Consider the following 20,667-nt stretch of genomic DNA (forward strand, 5'->3'; position numbering starts at 1 on the left):
CCCCCATGAAACGGAGCGCGTACACATGAACGCACCGCCCCGCACCGAGAAGCGGTTCCGGTCGCAGCGACGTCGCAGGCCAGGACGCCGCCGCACCGTGGAAGTCGTGCTGGCGGCAGTGGCCCTGGTCCTGCCGGTCGGCGTCGTCGCCGCCGGCGGGCAGGCTGCCGCCGCCGACCAGCCCTGGACGAACAGCGCCCAGGCTCCGCTGGACCGCGCCAACGAGCTGCTGGCCGCGATGACCCAGGCGGAGAAGCTCGCCATGATGCACGGCGGCCAGGGATGCGGCTACGTCGGCTGCGTCGACGGCAACACCCGGCTCGGGGTACCGCCGCTGCACCTGCAGGACGGCCCGGTCGGCGCCGGCGACGGCTTCACCGGTGTCACCCAGCTGCCGGCCCCGGTCGCGGGCGCGGCGAGCTGGGACACCGCGCTGATGAACCAGTACGGCCAGGTGCTCGGCTCCGAGCAGTGGGGCAAGGGCACCAACGTGGTGCTGGCCCCGACCATCAACATCGTGCGCGACCCCCGGTGGGGCAGGGCCTTCGAGTCCTTCGGCGAGGACCCCTACCTCGCCGGGCAGATGGGCGCCGCCGACATCCAGGGCATCCAGAGCCAGGGTCCGATGGCCCAGGTGAAGCACTACGCGGTCTACAACCAGGAGACCAACCGCAACAACATCACCGACAACGCGATCGTCTCGGACCGCACCGAGCGGGAGATCTACCTGCCGGCCTTCGAGACGTCGGTCAAGCAGGGCGGGGCCGACTCGGCCATGTGCTCCTACTCGGCCATCAACGGCGCCTTCGCCTGCGAGAACGGGCAGTTGCAGAACAGCGTGCTCAAGGGCGACCTGGACTTCACCGGGTTCATCACCTCGGACTGGGGTGCCACCCACTCCACCGTCGCGTCGGCGAACAACGGCCTCGACATGGAGATGCCCGGCAGCGACTACTACGGCTCGGCGCTGACCACCGCGGTCAACAACGGGCAGGTGTCCCAGGCGACGATCGACGACCACGTCCGCCGGATCCTGACCTCGATGTTCAAGGCGGGGCTCTTCGACCGCACGCAGTCCGGCACCACCGGCTCGGTGGTGACCAGCAGCGCCCACAACGCCATCGCAAAGCAGGTCGCGCAGGAGGGGTCGGTGCTGCTGAAGAACGCCGGCTCGGTCCTGCCGGTCAGCACCGGTACGGACTCGATCGCCGTCATCGGCGACGACGCCGGCACCAACGCGATGTCCCAGGGCGGCGGCAGCGCCGGGGTCAACGCGCCCTATCTGGTCACGCCTTACCAGGGCATCAAGAACCGGGCCGGCAGCGGGGTGAACGTCACCTACTCGCAGGGCAGCGCGTCCGCCGACGGTGCACTGCCCCCGCTGGGCAGCGCGTACCTGACCCCGAGTTCGGGCACCGGCGCCGGTCTCACCGCGTCGTACTACAACAACACCGGCCTGACCGGCACGCCCGTGGTGACCCGCAACGAGTCCAGCGTCGACAACGTGTGGGGCGGAGCGTCGCCGGCCCCGGGGGTCAACACCACCAACTGGTCGGCCAAGTGGACCGGAACGCTGCACCCGCCTGCCACCGGCACCTACCAGCTGTCGCTGACCAGCGACGACGGCTCCCGGGTGTACGTCAACGGTCAGCAGATCGTCAACAACTGGTTCAACCAGGGCAGCACGACCCGTACCGGCAGCGTCTCGCTGACCGCCGGGCAGGCCGTCAGCATCGAGGTCGACTACTACAACGCGGCCGGCGCCAGCAACGCGACGCTCGGCTGGGCCATCCCCGGGCAGTCCCCGCACGACCAGGCGGTCGCGGCCGCGAAGGCGGCCAAGCTGGCCGTCGTCTTCGTCTCGAACTTCGAGTCCGAGGGCGGCGACCTGAGCGGCATCGACCTGTCGGCCGCGCAGAACACCCTGGTCACCGACGTGGCGGCAGCGAATCCCAACACGGTCGTCGTCGTCAACAGCGGCTCGGCCGTCACCCTGCCATGGGCCAACGCCGTCAAGGGCGTGGTCGAGGCGTGGTATCCGGGCCAGGAGGACGGCAACGCGATCGCCTCGCTGCTGTTCGGCGACACGAACTTCAGCGGCAGGCTCCCGGTGACCTTCCCGACCGCCCTGTCGCAGGGGCCGGTCACCTCCACCGCCCAGTGGCCCGGCCAGAACGGGCAGGTGCAGTATTCCGAGGGCCTCAAGGTCGGCTACCGCTGGTACGACAGCCAGAACATCGCGCCGTCGTTCCCCTTCGGCTTCGGGCTGTCGTACACCACCTTCGGCTACGCGAACCTGACGGTCGGCCAGCCGGACGCCGCCGGCAACGTGGCGGTCGGCTTCGACGTCACGAACACCGGCTCGCGGGCCGGCGCCGAGGTGCCGCAGGTCTACGTGGGCCAGCCCGGCACGACCGGTGAGCCGCCGAAGAACCTGCGCGGCTTCACCCGTGTCACGCTCAACCCCGGGCAGACCCAGCACGTCGCGATCACCCTGGACGCGCGCAGCTTCCAGTACTGGAACAACGGCTGGACCAACGCGGCCGGCACCAACACCGTCTACGTCGGCTCGTCGTCGCGGGACGTCCGCCTGACCGGCACCACCACGGTCGCCGGCGGCACGGGCGGCGGCGGTACGCAGACGGCGCTGCCGCGCACCGGCTGGACGGTGACCGCGTCGTCCACCGGCGGCGGGGACGTGCCGGCGAACATGCTCGACGGCAGCACGGCCACCCGCTGGAGCAGCGGCGTCCCGATGGCGAGCGGGCAGTCCTTCACCCTCGACATGGGCGCGGCCAAGAGCATCGACCGGGTGGTCATGGACTCGGCGGGCAGCGCGAGCGACTACGCCCGCGGCTACCAGGTGCTCACCTCCACCGACGGCACCACCTTCGGCAGCCCCGTGGCCACCGGCACCGGCACCGCCGCCCAGGTGACGGCGACCTTCCCGGCCACAACAGCCCGCTACGTCAAGGTCGTCCAGACCGGCACCTCCACCAGCTGGTGGTCGATCGCCGAGCTGAACGTCTTCACCGACGGCACCACCGGAGGCGGCGGGACGGGAGCGGTCCTGCCCCGCACGGGGTGGAGCGCGACCGCGTCGTCGACCGGCGGCGGGGACGTGCCGGCGAACATGCTCGACGGCAGCACGGCCACCCGCTGGAGCAGCGGCGTCCCGATGGCGAGCGGGCAGTCCTTCACCCTCGACATGGGCGCGGCCAAGACCATCGACCCACTCACCATGGACTCGGCGGGCAGCGCCAGCGACTACGCCCGCGGCTACCAGGTGCTCACCTCCACCGACGGCACCACCTTCGGCAGCCCCGTGGCCACCGGCACCGGCACCGCCGCCCAGGTGACGGCGACCTTCCCGGCCACAACAGCCCGCTACGTCAAGGTCGTCCAGACCGGCACCTCCACCAGCTGGTGGTCGATCGCCGAGGTCAACCTCTCCAACTGACCTCTGCACGCGGTCAGGCGGCCCGGCCGGGAATCGGCCGGGCCGCCGCACTATCCTGGGGCTGCCCGGCCGATCCCACCACCGCACGCCGTATCGCTGGAGGACCCGTGTCAGTTCACGAGCAGCGAGGCGAGGTGCCGGACCTGGACGAACTGCGGCGGCGGGCCGCCGCAGTCAGTGCCCCGCACCGCGAGGAGGGGCTGGTCGTCTGCGAGAACCTGGTGCGGATCTACCAGACCGGGGGCGTGGAGGTGCAGGCCCTGCAGGGCCTCGATCTGGCGGTCTCCGAAGGGGAGATGATCGCGGTGATCGGCGCCTCCGGCTCGGGAAAGTCGACCCTGCTGGGTATTTTGTCCGGCCAGGACGTGCCCACCGCGGGCTCCGCCGAGGTCGCGGGGCACGACCTGCTGACGATGAAGCGCCGCGCCCGGCTCGGCTACCGGCGTGCCACCGTGGGCTTCGTCTGGCAGCAGACGGCCCGCAACCTGCTGCCGTACCTCTCGGCGGTGGAGAACGTGATGCTGCCGATGACCTACACCAAGGTCGGCCGCTCGCACCGCAGGGCGCGCGCCGAGGAGTTGCTCGACCTGCTCGGTGTCGGCCACTGCCGGGACCGGCACCCGGACGAGCTCTCCGGCGGGGAGCAGCAGCGGGTCGCCATCGCGGTGGCCAACGCCAACGAGCCCAAGGTCCTCTTCGCCGACGAACCGACCGGCGAACTCGACACCGCCACCAGCGACGAGGTCTTCGCCGCCCTGCGCCGGGCCAACCGGGACCTGGGCGTCACCGTCATCGTGGTCACCCACGACGCGCTGGTGTCCGAGCAGGTCCAGCGCACCGTGCGGATCCGCAACGGCCGCACCTCGACCGAGGTGCTGCGCCGGGTCGCCACCGACGAGGACGGGGTCGAGGCGCTCGCCGCCGAGGAGTACACGGTGATGGACCGCCACGGGCGGCTCCAGCTGCCGAGCGAGTTCACCGAGCGCCTGCACATGCGCAAGCGGGTCCGGCTGGCGCTTGAGGCCGACCACATCGGGGTGTGGCCCGCCCCGTCCGCACCGCAGCCGGAACCCGAAGGACAGCGCGGGGCGCCGGAAAGCTCACATGAGGCGTAGGACGGCGCCCAGCCGGCGCCTGCGGGCGAGGGCGGTCTCGGTGACCGCGGCGGCGAAGACCACCAGGGCCACGCCGCCGACCAGGGCGAGGGTCAGGGTGTAGTCGGTCCGCAGCGTCGGCTGGGCGGGACCGCCGGTGAATTGGCGCAGGTCCAGCGTCCGTGCCAGCAGGCGCGGTTCGAGCAGGCCGAGGAGGGTGCCCCCCACGGCCGAGGCCACCGCGAGCGGCAGCAGTTGCAGGAAGTGCACCGCCCCGGCCTGCCGGCCGCCGAGCCCGAGGGTACGCAGCAGCGCCGTGGTGCGGCTGCGCTCGTCGAAGGTGAGGATCAGCTCCATGGCGACGGCGAGGAGGCCGGCCAGCGCGGCGAGGGCCGAGCTGGTGGCGTAGACGGTGCGCAGTCCCCGGGTCAGGCCGTCGTCGCGCAGGGTGGCCAGTTCTTCCGAGCGGGTGCGGATCCGGGCCGGCGGCCCGAGCGCCCGGGCCGCGGCGGACCGCAGTGCCGCGTCGCCGGTGGAGCCGTCGCCCCGCAGCAGCAGGACGGTGCTGCCCGCGGACTGCTGCGGGATCAGGCGTTCGGCCGCGGCTGTGGTGATCAGGAGGGGCGTCCCGGCGGGGATCCGTGCCGAGACCGGCCCGAGCAGGGGGTCGCGCATCTCCGCGGTGGTGAGGGTGCCGACCGGTTTCAGCACCAGGCCCGCCTGCCGGTCGCCGCCGTGGGACGCGGCGGTGGTGGTGAAGCCGCCCGTGCGCTCGTCCGCCCGCAGGTCCGGGGACACCAGCGACGGGAGCTGGACGCTCCCGCCGGGTCCCGCCGCCCCCGGGCCGGCCAGCGTCGCGCGCAGGGTGGCGGCCAGCGGTGACGTCGGGGCGAGGCGGGCCAGTTCGCCGGTTTCGACGGTGATCACGGCGACCGCGGGGACCTCCGTGCCGTCGTCCTGTCCCACCAGGTCGAGGGTGTGCAGGTGCTGGAGGGCCGTACGTATCCCGGCGCCGCCGGTCAGTGCGCCCGGTGCGGGTGCCGTGATCCCGGCGACGGTCGCGCTCGCGTCGGCGCCGGTGCTCCAGGCCGCACCCGCGGCCACGCCGCCGCCGACCGTACGCTGCACGAGGCCGCCGAAGACCGCCGTGCCCAGCGTCAGGACGAGGACGAAGAGGGCCAGCCCGGTCGCCGGGGCGTCCTGGGTGGCGCGGGCCATCCCGACGACGCCGACCGCTCCCCTGCTGCGCCGGGTGCGGGCCAGCAGAAGGCGCAGGACGAGCGGGTAGATCCGCAGCAGGACCAGCACCGCGGCCAGCGCCACGAGGACCGGCACCGCGCCCAGGATCCCGTCGGGCCCCTGGAACCGCAGCGCGACCACCCCGGCGGCCGCCATGAGCAGCACCGTCAGCTCCACGACGAGGCGCCGGCCGCCTGCCAGCCGGCGGCGCGAGCGCCGCAGCCGGCCGGGCCTGGGCGGTTCGCGGACCGCGAGCCAGGTCATCAGGGACAGCGTCAGCGCCACGGTCGCGGCGGCGACCGCGGCGGCCACCGGCCGCGGGGACCCGGAGGTCCCGGTGGGGGCGAGCTGCCGGCCCGCCGCCCAGCCGAGCAGCGCGGCGAGCAGCACCACCGGCCAGGCCACGGCGCTGCGCAGCAGGACCAGCCGCGCGGGGGACGCGCCCCGCGCGCGCTGCAGCCGCAGGTGCGCCTCCCTGCGGCGCAGCAGCAGCCGTACGGCGACCGCGGTGGTGGCCAGCGCGACGGCGGCCAGTGAGTCGACGGCGAATGCGGCGAGCGCCCTGGCCTGGTGGTCCTGCGCGGTGAAGGTGTCCAGCAGCGGCGTCAGCGTGTCGGTCACCAGCAGCGACCCGGTGGGCTGGCCCCCGACCTGGCAGGCGACGTCGTCGGTGTAGGGGTCGGACCCGCGGCACAGCGCCGCGTTCAGGTCCGCGCCGAACCGGGACAGCGGCCCGACCAGCGCGCGGGCCCGGTCGAGCGCCGCCTGCCGCAGGTCGGCCCGCAGCTGCCAGGTCACCAGCGGCCCCGGCACCCCGGCGGCCGCCAGCAGGTCGGCGGCGTCGGTGCCGACCAGGCCGCGGGTGGCCAGGACGGTGCCGGCGCCCTTCTGCGCCGGGTAGCGCGAGGGCTGGGTCAACGTCGTGTGACCGCTCCAGAAGTCGTCGGCGCCGGACGTGGCGCGGAAGACCCCGCTCACCACGAGCGCCGCCCGGGGGTCGGCCAGCTGGGCGGTGGCCAGTTTGGCGAATTCGAGGTCGAGCCGGCTGCCGACCCCGACTCCCAGCGCCTGCGCGGTGGCCTGCGACAGTCCGACCTGCGGCAGGGTGCCGGGCGGTGTGCGGTCGGCGGGCGCCCGGCCGCTGACGTAGCGCAGATGTGCCGCGGTGTCCGGCACGTGGCTGAGCGCCAGTTCGGTGTGGTTCACCCCCGGGTCCGGGACCAGCGGTGCGGCGAGGACGGCCTGGTTGTAGTCGTAGCCGCCGCGGGCGAAGGTGAGGTCGCGCGCCGCGGAGGCGCCGAGCCGCCCGGCGAGCGCGCGGCCGTCGCCGAGCAGGGTGGCCATGTGCACGGCGGGCGGGTCGGAGGTGAATACCTCGGGCACGGTGCTGACGCTCACGACGGGGGCCTGGGCCTGCGCGGCGGCGATCCGCTGCCGCAGCGCCCGGTCCTCCTGGCGGCCCGCCAGCGCGGGGGCCCACGCGCACAGTCCGGCGAGCACGACGACCAGCACCGCCAGGCAGGCCAGCAGCGGCAGGTCGCCGCGGGTCTCGCTGCGGATCAGGCGCAGCGTCATCGCGGCGCCCGTTCCGGCGGACCGCGTCGCCGTCCGCCCCTTCCGGGCGTCGTCAGCCGCGCGGCTCAACGGTCCTCCCCCGCTCGCAGGACGCGGACCAGGTCCACGCGGGCCAGCAGCCGGGCCAGGGCGAGCACGACCGCGCTGATGGCCAGCGCGGTCAGTACGGTGACCAGCGCGACCGTGCCCCACGGCAGGACGACGGGCAGCGGCGGGTAGGGGGGCCGGCCGCTGTCGTCGAGGGTGACCAGCGGCAGCACCGTGGACGCCAGTGCCATGCCCATCAGGGCTCCGGGGACCACCGCGAAGAGCGCCAGGCCCAGTTGCTCCGCGCTCAGCAGTACCGACAGGCCCTGGGAGCGGATGCCGATCGCCCGCAGCAGGGCGAATTCCTTGCGGCGCTGCCGGGTGGAGACCACCGCGTGGACGGTGAAGGCGACGACCGCGAAGCACGGGGCCAGCCACCGGACCAGTTCCAGCACCCGGCGCAAACCGTGGCGGAAGGGATCGGACCGCAGTGCCGCGGCGGCGCTCGTCGCGGTCGTCACGCTCCCCAGAGCGGGCTCGGCCTCGATGGCGGCGGCGGTACGCGCGCTGTCGCGGCTGCCGATCCACCAGAAGGCGGGGTCCTGCTGGAGGCCGCCGGCGAGCGTCAGCGCGGTCGCCAGTTGCCGCTGATCGGCGATCAGGTGGCCCTGCCCGCGTCCCAGCCCGCGCAGCGAGCCGGGCTCGCCGACGATCCTGGCGGTGACCGGGCTGCCGAGGCCCACGTCCAGCCTGGTGGTGCTGCCCACGACGAGATGGCCGTCGCGCAGCGCCGTCGCGTCGGCCATCACGGGAAGCGGCGCCGGTCCGCCGACCGGACTCGCCACGAAGCGCACCTGACCGCCGGGGGCGGTCTCCACCTCGTAGGTGTCGGCGTCCTGCCCGGAGCCTTTCCGCGGGTCCTGGAAGCCGGTGCTGACGTCGGCACGCAGCAGGCCGGTGCCACCGGGGACGATGGCGCACACGCCGGGGGCGCCGACGTAGGCGTAACTGTCGGGGCCGTTCGTGCCGCACGCCGCCGCGCGGGCGTCCGCGGCGTGGTTGGTGCCGTCGGTCCAGACCTGCCCGGCGGGCAGCGCGGCGGCCCAGCGGTCGGTGGCGCCGCGCGAGCCGATCCGGTTCAGCCTCAGGTCGAGCCGCGCGGGGTGCACGCCCGGTGTCGGCAGCACGTTGACGGCGGTCACCGTCAGCGGGTACGTCCGCGGGTGGCCGCCGGTGAGCGGCAGGTCGAGGGGGACCACGAGGAGGTGCCGGGCGCCGTCGGCGGCGGGCAGGGCGGCGGACACGGTGCTCTGCAGTCCGGTCGCGTCCTGCACGGTCAGGGCCAGGACCGGCGCCGGGGTGTCGCCGGCGCTGCGCAGCGTCTCGTCGAGCAGCAGCGCGGTCGGACGGCCGGGAAGGGCGACCCCGTAGACGATCGGCGACCGGGGGCGGGGCGCGGGTCCGGCGAGCGTGCCGACCAGTTCCTCGGTGGCCCCGCCCGGCAGGTTGGCCGTCGTCCGGGTCACCGGTGTCACGCCCGTCACGGCAGGCAGCGCGCGATAGGCGCCATTGAGGACCGCGGAGGAGTAGCTGTCCTGAGCGGTCGGGTCGACCCTGACGTCCGCCCCGACCGTGTACGCCGCCTGCTCGCTCGTCAGGCCGCCCAGGCAGGCCAGCGCGGTGGTGGCGAAGGCGCTCGCCGACACGGCCAGGCACATCAGCACGACCGGTCCTGCGTTGCGGGCGGACCGCCGGCTCAGCTGCCACCCGGCCAGCGCGCCGATCAGTGCCCGGCTGCGCCGGCCGGAGGCGTCGAGCAGCCTGGACGTCAGCGGCAGCAGCCGCAGCAGCAGGAGCGCCGCGGCCCCGCTCGCCAGGGCCGGGACCAGGACGAGCACCGGGTCGACCGACAGGCTGCCGCCGGCCGACGCGCCGGCGGCGCCGATCAGCGCGTGGTGCCGCCGCAGTTCCAGATATCCGAGCACCGCGACGGCCAGCAGGGCCAGATCGGCGCCCAGCCGCTGCGCGACGGCGGCCCGCGCGCCCCGGGCGGCGGGCAACCGCACCTGCGGCAGCGCGGGCAGCATCACCGCTCCGGCGTGCACCAGCAAGGTCAGGCCGACGGCCGCCCAGGCGCCCCGGCCCCGGCTGCCGGGGTGCAGCAGACCGGCGGCGTAGGGTGCCGCGAGCGCGGCCGGGATGCCGGTGAGGGCCCATTCGGCCCCCGCGCCGCGCAGCAGCCGCAGCGTGCCGGAGCCCCTGGCCTGTTGCAGGGCCAGTTCCGCGCGCCGGCGTACCGTCATCTGGCGCCCGGCGAGCACCAGGGTGGCCAGGGCGAGCACCGCCAGCATCACGCTCGGCAGGTACAGCTCGGACCGTGCCGCCACCGCCGGTACGGCGAGCTGGTCGATCGCTCCCGGCAGGCCGGAGGAGATCTTGAGGTCGTCCAGCGGCGGCTGCTTCCCGCGGAAGACCGACAGGGCGATGCGGCTGCCGGAGAAGGCGTGGACCCGGTCGCGCAGTCCGGCGAGGTCCCCGGCGCCGAGGCGGGAGAAGTCGGGCTGCACGCTCCAGTGGGCCGTCAGGTGTCCGTTCAGCACCGCGCTGCCGTTGAGCGCCGCCACCGGGACCACCAGGAGTTTCTGGCTCGCACCGGCGTCCTCGGAGAGGTCCCCGGCCATGGCGGGCCAGAACCCGGCCGCGCCGTTCGCCTGGAAGACGCCGGATATCCGCAGCGTCATCGTGCGGCTGAAGTCGTCCTGCACCAGCATCCTGGAGCCGGGCCTGAGGCCCAGGCGCCGGGCCAGGGAGTCGGGTACGGCGGCGTCGACCGGGGCGGTGGACCCGGTGCCGACGCGCACGCCGGGCAGGGCGGTGAAGGCGCCGGCCGGGGCGTCCGCCGCGTCCGCGGGCCAGCGCCCGGCGACCAGCCGTCCGAAGGCGCGCCCGTCCTGCACCGCGACGGGGTGCAGTCCGCTGCCACCGGGGCCGTCAGGCACCTTCGTGCCCCCGTCGACCCGCTTCACGGCGACCGGCGCGGTGCCCAGCAGCCCCACGTAGGTCCGCTGCGGCACCCCGGCGAAGACCCTCGCGGCGGCGGCCCGGACATCGCGGTCGGCGGCGGCCATCCCCTGGGGGTCGAAGGAGGCGTTGACGGATATCTGGGCGCCGGGGTCGGTTGCGAGCCTGCGTATCTCCCCGGAGCCGACCGAACTGCCCGCCAGCGTCACGAGGGTGGCCAGTGCCGTCGCGCACAGCAGAACGGACACCGTGACGGCGGCCAGGGCCGACCCCTGCTGGGTGGAGCGCCGGACGGGGGCGGGAAGGCGTCGCCGGAACCGGCGCCGGACGTCCGGGCGCCGCTGTGACGAAGACCGCCCTGAGGAAGGAGGGACCGTCGCGACCACATGTACCCCCGCAAATCGAGCATGTGACGACGCCGGTGCGGCTCTTTCCTATCAGGGATCGACATCCGTCGCAACGAGTTCGATCTTCGGCGGGGCCGCCGGGCGCCAAGGCCCGCCGCCCGGGGCCCACTTGTCGCCCCCGGCGGCGTGGGCCGCCAGGTGGCCACCGCTTACCGAGCCATCCGACCGGCCGCCGGGCGCACGGGCGTACGACCGGCGAAAATCCGAAAAACGTTTCACCCGTTCAATCATGAACCATTCCGGATTCACGGGTATTCACGCGCACACGAAAGCGGTCGATCCCCCCATCAGGTACTTCTTACGAAATGATTACCCGTCAGGACAAGATGATGAAGTCCTGCGGAAATCGCCGTGGGCGCACTACTGTCGGTGGTGAAATGACCGGCGCACGCCGGTCTCTTTCGCGTGCCGCTCGCGGACGCGTTCTTCTTCTGGGGGGATCTCTGTGATCAAGCGCAGGTCATTACTGTTAAGTGGCGCGGTGGTGACGACCAGTGCCGCGAGCGCCATCGGCGCCGGCGGCCTCCTGCTCTCCGCGCCGCGGAGCAGCGCCGCGGTGACCACCGGCATCGACCCGGCGAGCATCGCCAAGTACGCACGGAGGATGCCGAGGCTGCCCGCCCTCCTCCCGCACGCGGTGTCGCCCACGACCGACTACTACCGCGTGACCATGAAGGAAGCGCAGGCGGAGGTCGTCCCCGGCTTCCTGACCGAGGTCAACACCTTCGACGGGCACTTCCCCGGTCCTGTCCTCCACGCCAGATCCGGACGCCGGGTGGTGGTGACGCAGACCAACCGCCTCGGCGTCCCGGTGTCGGTCCATCTGCACGGCGCGCACGTGCCGTCGTCGAGCGACGGGGCGCCGATGGACCTGATCGCCACCGACGGCGGCACGAAGACGTACACCTACCCGAACCAGCAGTCGCACGCGAACCTCTGGTTCCACGACCACGCCCACCACACGGAGTCCGAGACCGTCTTCCGCGGCCTGACCGCGACGTACCTGCTCAGGGACGACGTCGAGACCCGGCTCGGACTTCCGTCGGGGCGCTACGACGTGCCCGTCTCGATCCGTGACGCGCGGTTCGACGAGGACGGCCAACTCCACTACGAGATGAACGACTTCGCGAACCGCCAGGTGATCCTCGCCAACGGCAGGGCGTGGCCGTACTTCGAGGTGGCCGCCCGCAAGTACCGCTTCCGGTTCTACAACACCGCCAACCTGCGCTCCTTCGCCCTCGCCCTGGCCGACGGCTCCCCGATCACGCTCATCGGCACCGACGGCGGGCTGCTGGCCGCCCCCTTCCAGACCACGTCGGTGACGCTGTCGCCCGGCGAGCGGGCAGACGTCGTGATCGACTTCTCGCGCTACCCCGTGGGCACCGAGCTGGAGTTGAGGAACGTCATCCCGCAGCCGCCGGGACAACCGGTCGACGTGGCGCAGGTGCTGCAGTTCCGCGTCACCCGCACCGCGAGCGACACCAGCGTGGTCCCGGCCGCGCTGCGCACCCTTCCGCCGCTGCCGCCCGCCACGGTCGAGCGCTCCTTCAGCCTCCTCATGGACGAGACGCCACCCCAGCCCGCCTACGCGTACATCAACGGCAAGGAGTTCGACGACCAGCGGATCGACACCACGATCACCTACGGCACCACCGAGGTGTGGACGGTCACCAACGCCAACCTGCGGGCGCCGCACAACTTCCACATCCACCTCGTGCAGTTCCGCGTGCTGGAACGCAACGGGGTGGCGGTGACCTCGGGCGCGGAGAGCGGGCTCAAGGACACCGTGATGCTCAGAGCGGGCGAGACGGTGAAGCTGCAGGCCACCTTCGGCGGCTACCGCGGCGTCTATGTCTACCACTGCCACCTGTTCGACCACGCCTCGATGGGCATGATGGCGCAGATGCAGGTCGTCTGACCGCACAGCCCGCCACAGCCCCGGACGGCTGCCGAGTCCCCTCGGCAGCCGTCCGGGCCGCGGTCAGCCCGCGGGCATCAACTGGGCCATGTCGAAGCCGGCGACATCCTTGCTGGAGCCGATGCCGTCACCCCACTGCGTGTAGCCCTTGCGCACCCCGTTGTCCTTCTCGTTGAGGTCCAGCGCGAAGGAGAACACGGTGTTCGCCGTCGGCCGGACCGAGGTGAGGTCGCTCCACGGCACCGCCAGTTCGTAGAGCGTGGTGTGGGTCGCCTCGTCCCTGGTCACGTGGACGGTCGCGTTCGTGACCAGGCCGCTGCCCTCCGTCGGGGCGGTCCACCGGTAGAGCTGGGCGCCGAGCGAGGTGAGCGCGGCTCCGTACTCGTAGTGTCCGGCGGCCGAGGCGGCGCTCTCGGTGGCCGACGAGCCCGGCACCCCCGACGTGGCGGCGAACTGCAGGCAGTCGCCCTGCCAGATGGTGGCGTCGGTCGCGGGTTCCGACTGGACGTCGTCGGTGATGTCCGCCGTCAGGTAGAGGTTGTCGGCGTCCCAGTCGAGCCACACCTTGCCCGACAGGTCGGACGGCCCGCCGTAGGGCTGCGAGCCGTCCAGCGACACCCAGGTCCCGTCGGCGGTGGTGGCCAGATCCACCGCGGGACCGTCCTTGACCTGGTCGAGCGTCCACGACGTGCCGAGGCTCTTGTTGACCACCGGGAGGAAGGTGACATGCCCGGAAAGGGCTTCCGAGGACAGGTCTCCCGAGATGACGCTCGTCACCGTGAAGGGGTACTGGGCGGCGAAGGCGACACCCGTCACCGGCACGTCCACGCTGGCCGACCCCTGGGGGGCTATGGTCGCGCTGACCGGCTGCGTACCCGACTGGCTGCCGAGCTTCCACTTGACCGCCGTCACCGTGGTCGGGGTGTCCGACGGGTTGTGCACGACCACCTGGAGCGAACCGGCCGCCGGACTCGTCCCGGTCACCACCGGGGTGACCTGCTCGGGGGTCGCACCCGAGGTCACGGTGAGGGTGCTGACCGCGGCCTGGGTGTAGGCACCGGCGCCGCCGGTGAAGTCCGCTGTCGCGTCCAGCTCCGCCTTGGTGCCCGGACTCGCCGTCGCCGGGACCGTGACGCTCCAGGTCGCCGTCACCTGCCGGCCGGGAGCGACCTTGGACAGCGACACCGGCGAGGTGGGCGTCGCCGTCCAGCCGCTCGGCGCGCTCAGCTTCATCGACAGGCCGCGGATCGGCTGCGCGCCGGTGTTGGCGAAGGTCGCGGTCGCGGTGATCGTGGTGTCGGGCTTGGCGATGTCCGCCGCACGCAGCGTGAACGGGCTCTGCACCACGATCGGAGCCGTGCCGGTCACGCCGTTCACCGTCACCTCGATCGACGCGGCACCGGGCGCCCGCATGGTGACCACGCCGGCGCCGTTGACCGTGGCGACCCGCGGGTCGCTGGAGCGGTAGGCGACCCGGGCGCGGGACAGGTCGGCGAACGACTGATCGTTGTCGGCCGCTTCGACGATGCTGTCCGCGGGCGCGTGGTCCTGCTCAAGAGCGGAGTCCGTGTCCGGCGCGATCCACGGGTTCTTCCCCGTGAGGTCCAGCGTGTCGCCGGCCTTGAAGACCACCTGGCCCGGCTGGACGGTGACCGACTGCACCCGGGGGGTGATGGCGCCGTGCACCCGCACCGTGCCGGCGCCCGCCGCGGTGGCGGAGTCGGGCCCGACGCGGAAGGTGTAGTCGCCGTCGGGGACGACCTGCTTCAGCGCGCCCTCGTCCCACTGGCTGAGGTCGGCGGCCTTGACCGACAGGCTGATGTGCTGGGTGTGCCCCGGCGCGAGCACCGCCGTCTTGCGGAAGCCGGCCAGCTGCTCCTTCGGCAGTTCCGCACCGGGCACGGTGAACTGCGGTGCCGCGTAGAGCTGGGCGACCGTCGAGCCGGCGGTCCTGCCGGTGTTGGTGACGTCGAAGCCGACGCTCACCGTGCCGTCGGCGGACACCGCACGGGGTCCGACCTCGACGTGCGAGTACGCGAACTGCGTGTAGGACAGGCCGTATCCGAAGGGGTAGCTCGGCTTGCCGGTGAAGTGCATGTACGTACGGCCGAGTCCGCCGGTCTGCGACGGGGTGAGCCCGTAGTTGTCCATCGACGGAAGCTGCGCGTCGTCGGCGTACCAGGTGAAGTCCAGGTGCCCGGAGGGGTTGACCTTGCCGAACAGGACCTGGGCGAGCGCCGATCCCTGGCTCTCGCCGTTGTAGCCGCTGAAGACGATCGCCGGGAAGTCCTGCTGGGCCGCAGTGATGTCGTACGGGCCGTCGGCCTGCATGACCAGCGCGGTGCGCGGGTTGCCCAGGGCGGCGACCTGGCTGATCAGCGAGGTGTAGTTGCCGGGCATGGCGAGCGCCGACCGGTCGGTGCCCTCGTCGGCCACGGCCATGTCGGAACCGGCTGTCACGATCACCAGGTCGGCGCTCCTGATCGCGGTCTGCGTCGCGGCCGAGCACGCCGCGGGGGTGGTGGCGGTCGTGGAGGTGCCGCAGGCGTCGAAGGTGACGGTCGCCGCCGGGTTGGCCGCCTTGACGGCCGCGGTGATCCCCTGCACGGCGTCGACCCTGAGCGTCGGCTGCCCCGAATAGCCGCCGAGCGTCGTGGTGTTCGCCAGGTTGCCGACGATGACGACGCTGTCCAGCTCGGCGGGGTTCGCCGGCAGCAGCGGGGACGACGTGCCGGGGACCTTGTCGTTCTGCAGCAGCACCAGGTCCTGTGCCGCCACCTTCTCGGCCAGCGCCTGGTGCGCGGGCGACTCGATCTGCGCCTTGGTGATCCCGGTGTACGCGACCTTGCTCGCGGGGTCGAACTCGCCGGTCTCCATCCGGACGGTGAACAGCTTCGTCAGCGCGCCGTCGATCACCCCGGGTGTCAACAGGCCCAGCGAGATGGCCGCGTCGATGTTCTGCACGGTCACCTCACCCCCGGCGCAGTTCAGCTGGGTGCCGGCACGCAGCGCGTACGCCTGACCGCCCGCCGACGCCGGGAGCTCCTCGCCGGTGGCGGTGTTCGTCCACGTCGTGCCGTTGGTCGTCCACCCCGGCGGTGCCCAGTCGTGGGCGCCGGAGGCGTAGACGTCACCGACCGCGCCGCAGTCGGAGGTGGTGTAGCCGCCGAAGCCGTAGGTGGCCTGCAGCAGTTCGTTCACCGTGTAGGTGCTCGCGGGCGCCGGCGTGCCGTTCACCGCGTTGTAGGACGTCATCACACCGGCCACGTGCGCGTCCTGCACCAGGCTGGCGAACTGCTTGGTGTAGTAGTCCCTGATGTTCGCGTCGGTGGTGTTCGCGCTCTGGGTGTGGCGGCTGTTCTCGGCGTTGTTCAGGGCGTAGTGCTTGGCGGTCGCCGCCACCTTCAGATACGGGGTCATCGGGTGGCCGGTGATCGTCTGGCCCTGGTAGCCGTTGACGAAGGCGCCGGCCATCGTGGACGCCAGGTAGGTGTCCTCGCCGAACGACTCGTTGGTACGCCCCCAGCGCGGGTCGCGGTCCATGTTGACCGTCGGCGCCCAGAAGGTGAGGTCGCCGTAGTCGGACGCGGACGGGCCGAGGTTGTTCTGCCCGTTCCCCCACAGCGACTTGTCCAGGAACCCGCGCGCCTCGTCCGAGATCGCGGTGGTCTCCTGATAGGTCAGCTCGGGGTCCCAGGACATCGTGGAGGCGAAGTTGACCGGGAAGCTGGTCGCCGTCACGTCGAGCTCGCCCTGGCTGCCGGCCGCGGTGTCGGCGCCGAGCCGGTTGATGCCGTGCTGGCCCTCGCTCCAGTACGTGTACTTCTGGACCCCGAGCCGCGGGATGGCGGGGGCGTCGTTGGTCTGCAGCTGGCCCACCTTCTCGGCCGGCGTCATCCGCGACACCAGATCGGCCGCCCGCTCGGCGAACGAGTAGTGCGTGTTCAGGTAGAGCGGCGTCGTCGGGGCGACCGACCCCGCCGCACCTCGCGGGCTCGCCTGCGCCACCGCCGGCACCCCGGCGACCACGCTCACCGCGAGGGCGGCGGCCAGCACTCGTCCAGCTGATGATCTGCGTATTCGGGAGCGCACAGTTGTCTCCTTCATGTCATGCGCCGTGGGAGCACAGGTTCACGGGGAGCAGGCGGGCACCGGCGACGGTGGCCTGCGGCCGGGCGGGCAGGGATGTGGAGCATGAGCCTGACAACGTTGTCTCCACTCTTCCCTCTCCCGCCGAGCACCGCGTAGCACGGCCGCCCACCGGACCGGTGAAAAACTCGCTCACACACTGTTCAGCTTGAAATGAGCAAAAGTCAAGGCTTCGGCGAGGCCGCGCGCGGACCGGCATGATGCGTCATATGCGCTCTCTGGCCTGGGATTTCGGCAAATGTACAGGATGCAGCTGCGTGCGCTCCCGGCAGGCGGATATGACTAAATGTGGTCGCCCCGAGCTTCTCCAGTCCCTATGGTCAGCTCTTCTGGTTAACTTCGGCGGAACTCCTCGCGGACGACCCGCTCGGGTGGTCCCACGTGAACCGCATGATCCGGTACGCCGTGCAGGCCCGGCTCGACACCGCGGAGTCCGTCACCGCCTGGCTGTCGGCATGAGTGCCGAACAGATCGCCGCAAGCCGTCCGGTGGCCCTCGCCGAGAGGAACGGCATCGACTCGGCGGCGAGGTGGCCAAGAAGATCGACGGGATCAGCGGGACTACTGACGCCGGCTGTCACCGCAGGACGTTCGCGGTCAGTACAGCGACAGCCCGCAGGCGGCCAGGACCTCGGTGAGCGGCTGGTAGTAGCCGGTGCCGCCGCTGGCGCAGTTGCCCGATCCGCCGGAGAACAGGCCGAGGGCCGTCGAGCCCGAGAACAGCACTCCACCCGGGTCGCCCGGCTCGGTGCAGACGGTGGTGGCTATCAGGCCGCTCACGACCCCGCCGCCGCCGTAGTTGACCGTGGCGTTGAGGGCCGTGACCGTGCCGCAGTGGAGGCCGCTGACCGTGCTCCTGCTGCACACCTGCTCGCCGACGTACGCGCTGCCGGCCGACTTGAAGCCGCTGCCGGGGTGCGGCACCGCCGGGTTGTCGTAGCGGACCAGGCCATAGTCGTTGCCGGGGAAGGAGGTGGCCACGGTCGGCCCGATGTAGGTGGTCAGGGCGGCGGTGGTGTACCAGGCCGAGGTGCCCTGGGTGCAGTGGCCCGGCAGGATCATGTAGTACACGGTCCCGCCGCGGGCGTTGACCTGGACTCGACAGGCGGTGCCGTTGCCGGAGTAGACCAGGTCGCCGACGGAGACCTCGGGCCGCGGCGCGGACGCGGCGGCGGCCGTGGGGGCGGAGGCGGCCAGCGTGGCGGCGAGCGCGACCGCGGCCAGGCCGGATCGGCGGACGGCGGGCCGTGCGGTGGAGCGGTGTCCGATCCTCACGGGGGCCTCCTGGTGGACAGGGCGCGTCGGCCACGGCGGCGCGGCGCAGGGCGGCGGCTCAAGGCGGCGGCACCGCTCCGGGCACCCCTTCACAACATGGCCCTGACACTGTGGGCCCAGTATGCGAACGGTCCAGGACGAGCACAAGGGCACAATCGGGCAGGCTCCGCACGCCGGTCGGCCACCCCCGCACGCCCCTGTGCGCCGACCGGGTCAGCCCTCCGGCCTCCCGGACTCGGGGCCTGCTGCGGCGCCGGGTCGGGAAAACCTCGTGCGGGCGTGCAACCCGGCAGCGGTCCGCGGGAGTACCTACGGACGGACTTGGCCTTCACCGAGCCGCACGGCGCCGAGCCGCACGGTTCGTTCTCACGAGGAGTAGACGTGGCTGTCGGTTTCATCAGGAAGGTAGGTGCGGCGGGCGCCGCCGTCGCCGCGGTCGGGGGGATCTCCTTCGGCGCTTCGGCGTTCGCGTCCGGCCCGGGACCCTCTGGGCACCACACCGCGGCGCCGGCCGCCGCGCCGGTCGCGCACAAGCCCGCCGCGCCGGTCGGACACAAGGCAGCCGCGAAGGCCGCGGCCCCGACGGTTGTCAGGCAGCTGATCGGCAAAGGGGAGGTGCACGGCACGGCCTGGTCGGTGACCCTGGAGTTCTACCCGACGCTGCCCGAGGGCTACGTGATCCCGTCCTTCTCGCTTCCCGGGGTGAAGGCGGTGCCCGCCAAGAAGGTGACGGCGCTGGTATGCCAGCGGATGGTCATCGACGGCGTCCGCGTGGACCATCAGGGCGGCCCCTGGGCGGACTGTCAGCCGGTGGACGGTGCCCAAGACCGCGACAGGAGCCGGGAGGCGGGCCTGTGGGGCATGCATGACAAGGGCACCAGCGGCTTCCGGCTCTTCGTCGCCAACCCGGATGCCCAGGTCGCCCGCGCAGTGGTCACCCTGACCGACGGCACCCGGCTGACCGCCCGTACGGTCACCGCCCCCGCCACCGCCTACCGCGCCTGGGCCGTGGCGATCCCCAGCGGGGAGACCATCGCCGCGGTCGACCAGTACGACGTCCAGGACCACCGGATCAGCCACGAGACCGAGTGGCGCTGACCGGACGCCCGCGGCAGCGAGGAATGCGACGAAGACGAAGGAAGGGACACGCCTTCCGTGCGGCAGCCTGATCTCTCCGCGGCCGACGACGGACCGGACGCCGATTTCAGCCGGTTCGTCGGCGCCCGCTGGCGTGCGCTGACCCATACCGCCTACCTGCTCACCGGGGACTTCCACGAGGCGGAGGATCTGGTGCAGGCGACTTTGGCGAAGGTCTACCCGCACTGGCGGCGGGTACGGACGGAGACCGCCGAGCACTATGTGCGGCGGGCCCTCGTCAACACCAACCGCAGCCGGCACCGCCGGCGCCGGGTCGTACAACTGCTGCTGCCCTCGCTGCCCGACACCTCCGCCGTCGACAACGGCGGAGGTGCCCAGCAAGGCGCCGAGCGGGACGTACTGATCCGCGCGCTGTCGGAACTGCCCGAGCGGCAGCGGGCGGTCGTGGTGCTTCGGTATTGGGAGGATCTGTCGGCGGAGGAGGTCGCGGCGACGCTGCGCTGCTCGGTCGGCACGGTCAAGAGCCAGGCCTCCCGCGCCCTCGCCAAGCTGCGCCACAGCCCTGACCTGGCCCACTACCCGCTGGCCGGCAGGAACGGAGACCCGCGATGACGTACGAACCCGACCCCGAAAGCGGCCGGCTGCGTGCGGCGCTTGCCCGCAGCCTGGAGGCCCACGACCCCTCGCCCGCGCCCGTCGCCGGCATCATCGCGGCCGGCCGGGCCCGCCGCGGGCGTCGCCGCGGGGCGGTGTTCGCGGCGACCGTGTCGGTCGCAGCCGCCGGCCTCCTGGTCACGCTGCCCGTCCTCCACCAGGCCGCGGATCCCCCGCGCCCGCAGGCGACCATCGGCGCCGCCTCGCCGTCCGGCGGCTCGGTCAGCGCGCTGGTGGCGCAGGGCAGTGTCGGCGGCACGGCCTGGTCGGTGACCCTGGAGTTCTACCCGACGCTCCCGCAGGACTTCGCCGGCGCTTCGGCCCGGTCACTGCTGTGCCAGCGGATGGTGATCGGCGGGGTCCGCGTCGACCACCAGGGCGGCCCCTGGTCCGACTGCCACCTGGGGGACGGCCCTGACGACGTCCGCCAGAACGGTGAGGCAGGCCTGTGGGGCCTGCACGAGAAGGGCACCAGTGGTTTCCGGCTCTTCGTCGCCCATTCGGAGCCGACCGTCGCCTACGGAGTGGTCACCCTCACCGACGGCGACCGCCTCCAGGCCCCGGCGGCGGCCGTCCCCGGCACCGTCATCCACGCCTGGGCCGTCGCGATCGCGGCGGGCAGGACCATCGCCTCGGTCGACCAGTACGACGTCCGCCACCGGCTGGTCAGCCATGAGACACAGTGGCGCTGAGCTGCCGGGCGCTCCTACGACGCGGTTCGGCAGGGGCGGAGCGGGTAAGGCAGTGAAGG

General features: G+C 72.7%; 10 protein-coding genes. 6 read left to right on the forward strand and 4 right to left on the reverse strand.

The features are described 5' to 3' along the window. Positions 1 to 25 precede the first annotated feature (25 nt). Both BUE44_RS25490 and BUE44_RS25495 read left to right on the forward strand, forming a co-directional pair. Complete coding sequence (locus tag BUE44_RS25490) at positions 26 to 3,460, forward strand: beta-glucosidase (RefSeq protein WP_079190072.1); 3,435 nt, start codon at positions 26 to 28, stop codon at positions 3,458 to 3,460. Positions 3,461 to 3,567: 107 nt separating this feature from the next. Continuing rightward, on the forward strand, positions 3,568 to 4,575 hold the full coding sequence (locus BUE44_RS25495) for an ABC transporter ATP-binding protein (RefSeq protein ID WP_407640056.1): 1,008 nt from the start codon (positions 3,568 to 3,570) through the stop codon (positions 4,573 to 4,575). On the opposite strand, the gene BUE44_RS36045 is transcribed toward BUE44_RS25495, so the two are convergent. Beyond that, complete coding sequence (locus tag BUE44_RS36045; RefSeq protein WP_079190073.1) at positions 4,561 to 7,368, reverse strand: hypothetical protein; 2,808 nt, start codon at positions 7,366 to 7,368, stop codon at positions 4,561 to 4,563. The two genes, BUE44_RS25495 and BUE44_RS36045, sit on opposite strands and share 15 nt — an antisense overlap. A 65-nt stretch (positions 7,369 to 7,433) precedes the next feature. Next, positions 7,434 to 10,664, reverse strand: a complete 3,231-nt coding sequence (locus tag BUE44_RS25505; protein WP_235002443.1) for an FtsX-like permease family protein — start codon at positions 10,662 to 10,664, stop codon at positions 7,434 to 7,436. Positions 10,665 to 11,304: 640 nt separating this feature from the next. On the opposite strand from BUE44_RS25505, the gene BUE44_RS25510 reads away from it, so the two are divergent. Then, entirely contained in the window at positions 11,305 to 12,741 is a 1,437-nt protein-coding gene (locus tag BUE44_RS25510) for a multicopper oxidase family protein (RefSeq protein WP_235002444.1), read from the forward strand. A 63-nt stretch (positions 12,742 to 12,804) separates the two neighbouring features. On the opposite strand, the gene BUE44_RS25515 is transcribed toward BUE44_RS25510, so the two are convergent. Beyond that, on the reverse strand, positions 12,805 to 16,833 hold the full coding sequence (locus tag BUE44_RS25515; RefSeq protein ID WP_200804519.1) for a glycoside hydrolase family 3 C-terminal domain-containing protein: 4,029 nt from the start codon (positions 16,831 to 16,833) through the stop codon (positions 12,805 to 12,807). Between the two features lie 653 nt (positions 16,834 to 17,486). Then, on the reverse strand, positions 17,487 to 18,164 hold the full coding sequence (locus BUE44_RS25520) for a S1 family peptidase (protein WP_073501335.1): 678 nt from the start codon (positions 18,162 to 18,164) through the stop codon (positions 17,487 to 17,489). A 381-nt stretch (positions 18,165 to 18,545) separates the two neighbouring features. Between BUE44_RS25520 and BUE44_RS25525 the strand changes: the two genes are divergently transcribed. Genes BUE44_RS25525 through BUE44_RS25535 form a run of 3 tightly spaced genes read left to right on the forward strand, consistent with a single transcriptional unit; the run spans position 18,546 to position 20,608 of the window. After that, entirely contained in the window at positions 18,546 to 19,262 is a 717-nt protein-coding gene (locus BUE44_RS25525) for a hypothetical protein (protein WP_073501336.1), read from the forward strand. 57 nt (positions 19,263 to 19,319) lie between these two features. Then, on the forward strand, positions 19,320 to 19,874 hold the full coding sequence (locus tag BUE44_RS25530) for a SigE family RNA polymerase sigma factor (RefSeq protein ID WP_073501337.1): 555 nt from the start codon (positions 19,320 to 19,322) through the stop codon (positions 19,872 to 19,874). Then, the gene (locus BUE44_RS25535; RefSeq protein ID WP_073501338.1) at positions 19,871 to 20,608 is read left to right on the forward strand and encodes a hypothetical protein; all 738 of its coding nucleotides are present in this window, start codon (positions 19,871 to 19,873) and stop codon (positions 20,606 to 20,608) included. The genes BUE44_RS25530 and BUE44_RS25535 overlap by 4 nt, the downstream gene beginning before the upstream one ends. Positions 20,609 to 20,667 lie beyond the last annotated feature (59 nt).

Source organism: Actinacidiphila paucisporea (assembly GCF_900142575.1).
Classification (GTDB): domain Bacteria; phylum Actinomycetota; class Actinomycetes; order Streptomycetales; family Streptomycetaceae; genus Actinacidiphila; species Actinacidiphila paucisporea.

Excerpts from the sequence above, each read along its gene's own strand:
- BUE44_RS25490 (WP_079190072.1), top strand. The coding sequence starts at position 26 with ATGAACGCACCGCCCCGCACCGAGAAGCGGTTCCGGTCGCAGCGACGT.
- BUE44_RS36045 (WP_079190073.1), bottom strand. The coding sequence starts at position 7,368 with ATGACGCTGCGCCTGATCCGCAGCGAGACCCGCGGCGACCTGCCGCTG.
- BUE44_RS25535 (WP_073501338.1), top strand. The coding sequence starts at position 19,871 with ATGACGTACGAACCCGACCCCGAAAGCGGCCGGCTGCGTGCGGCGCTT.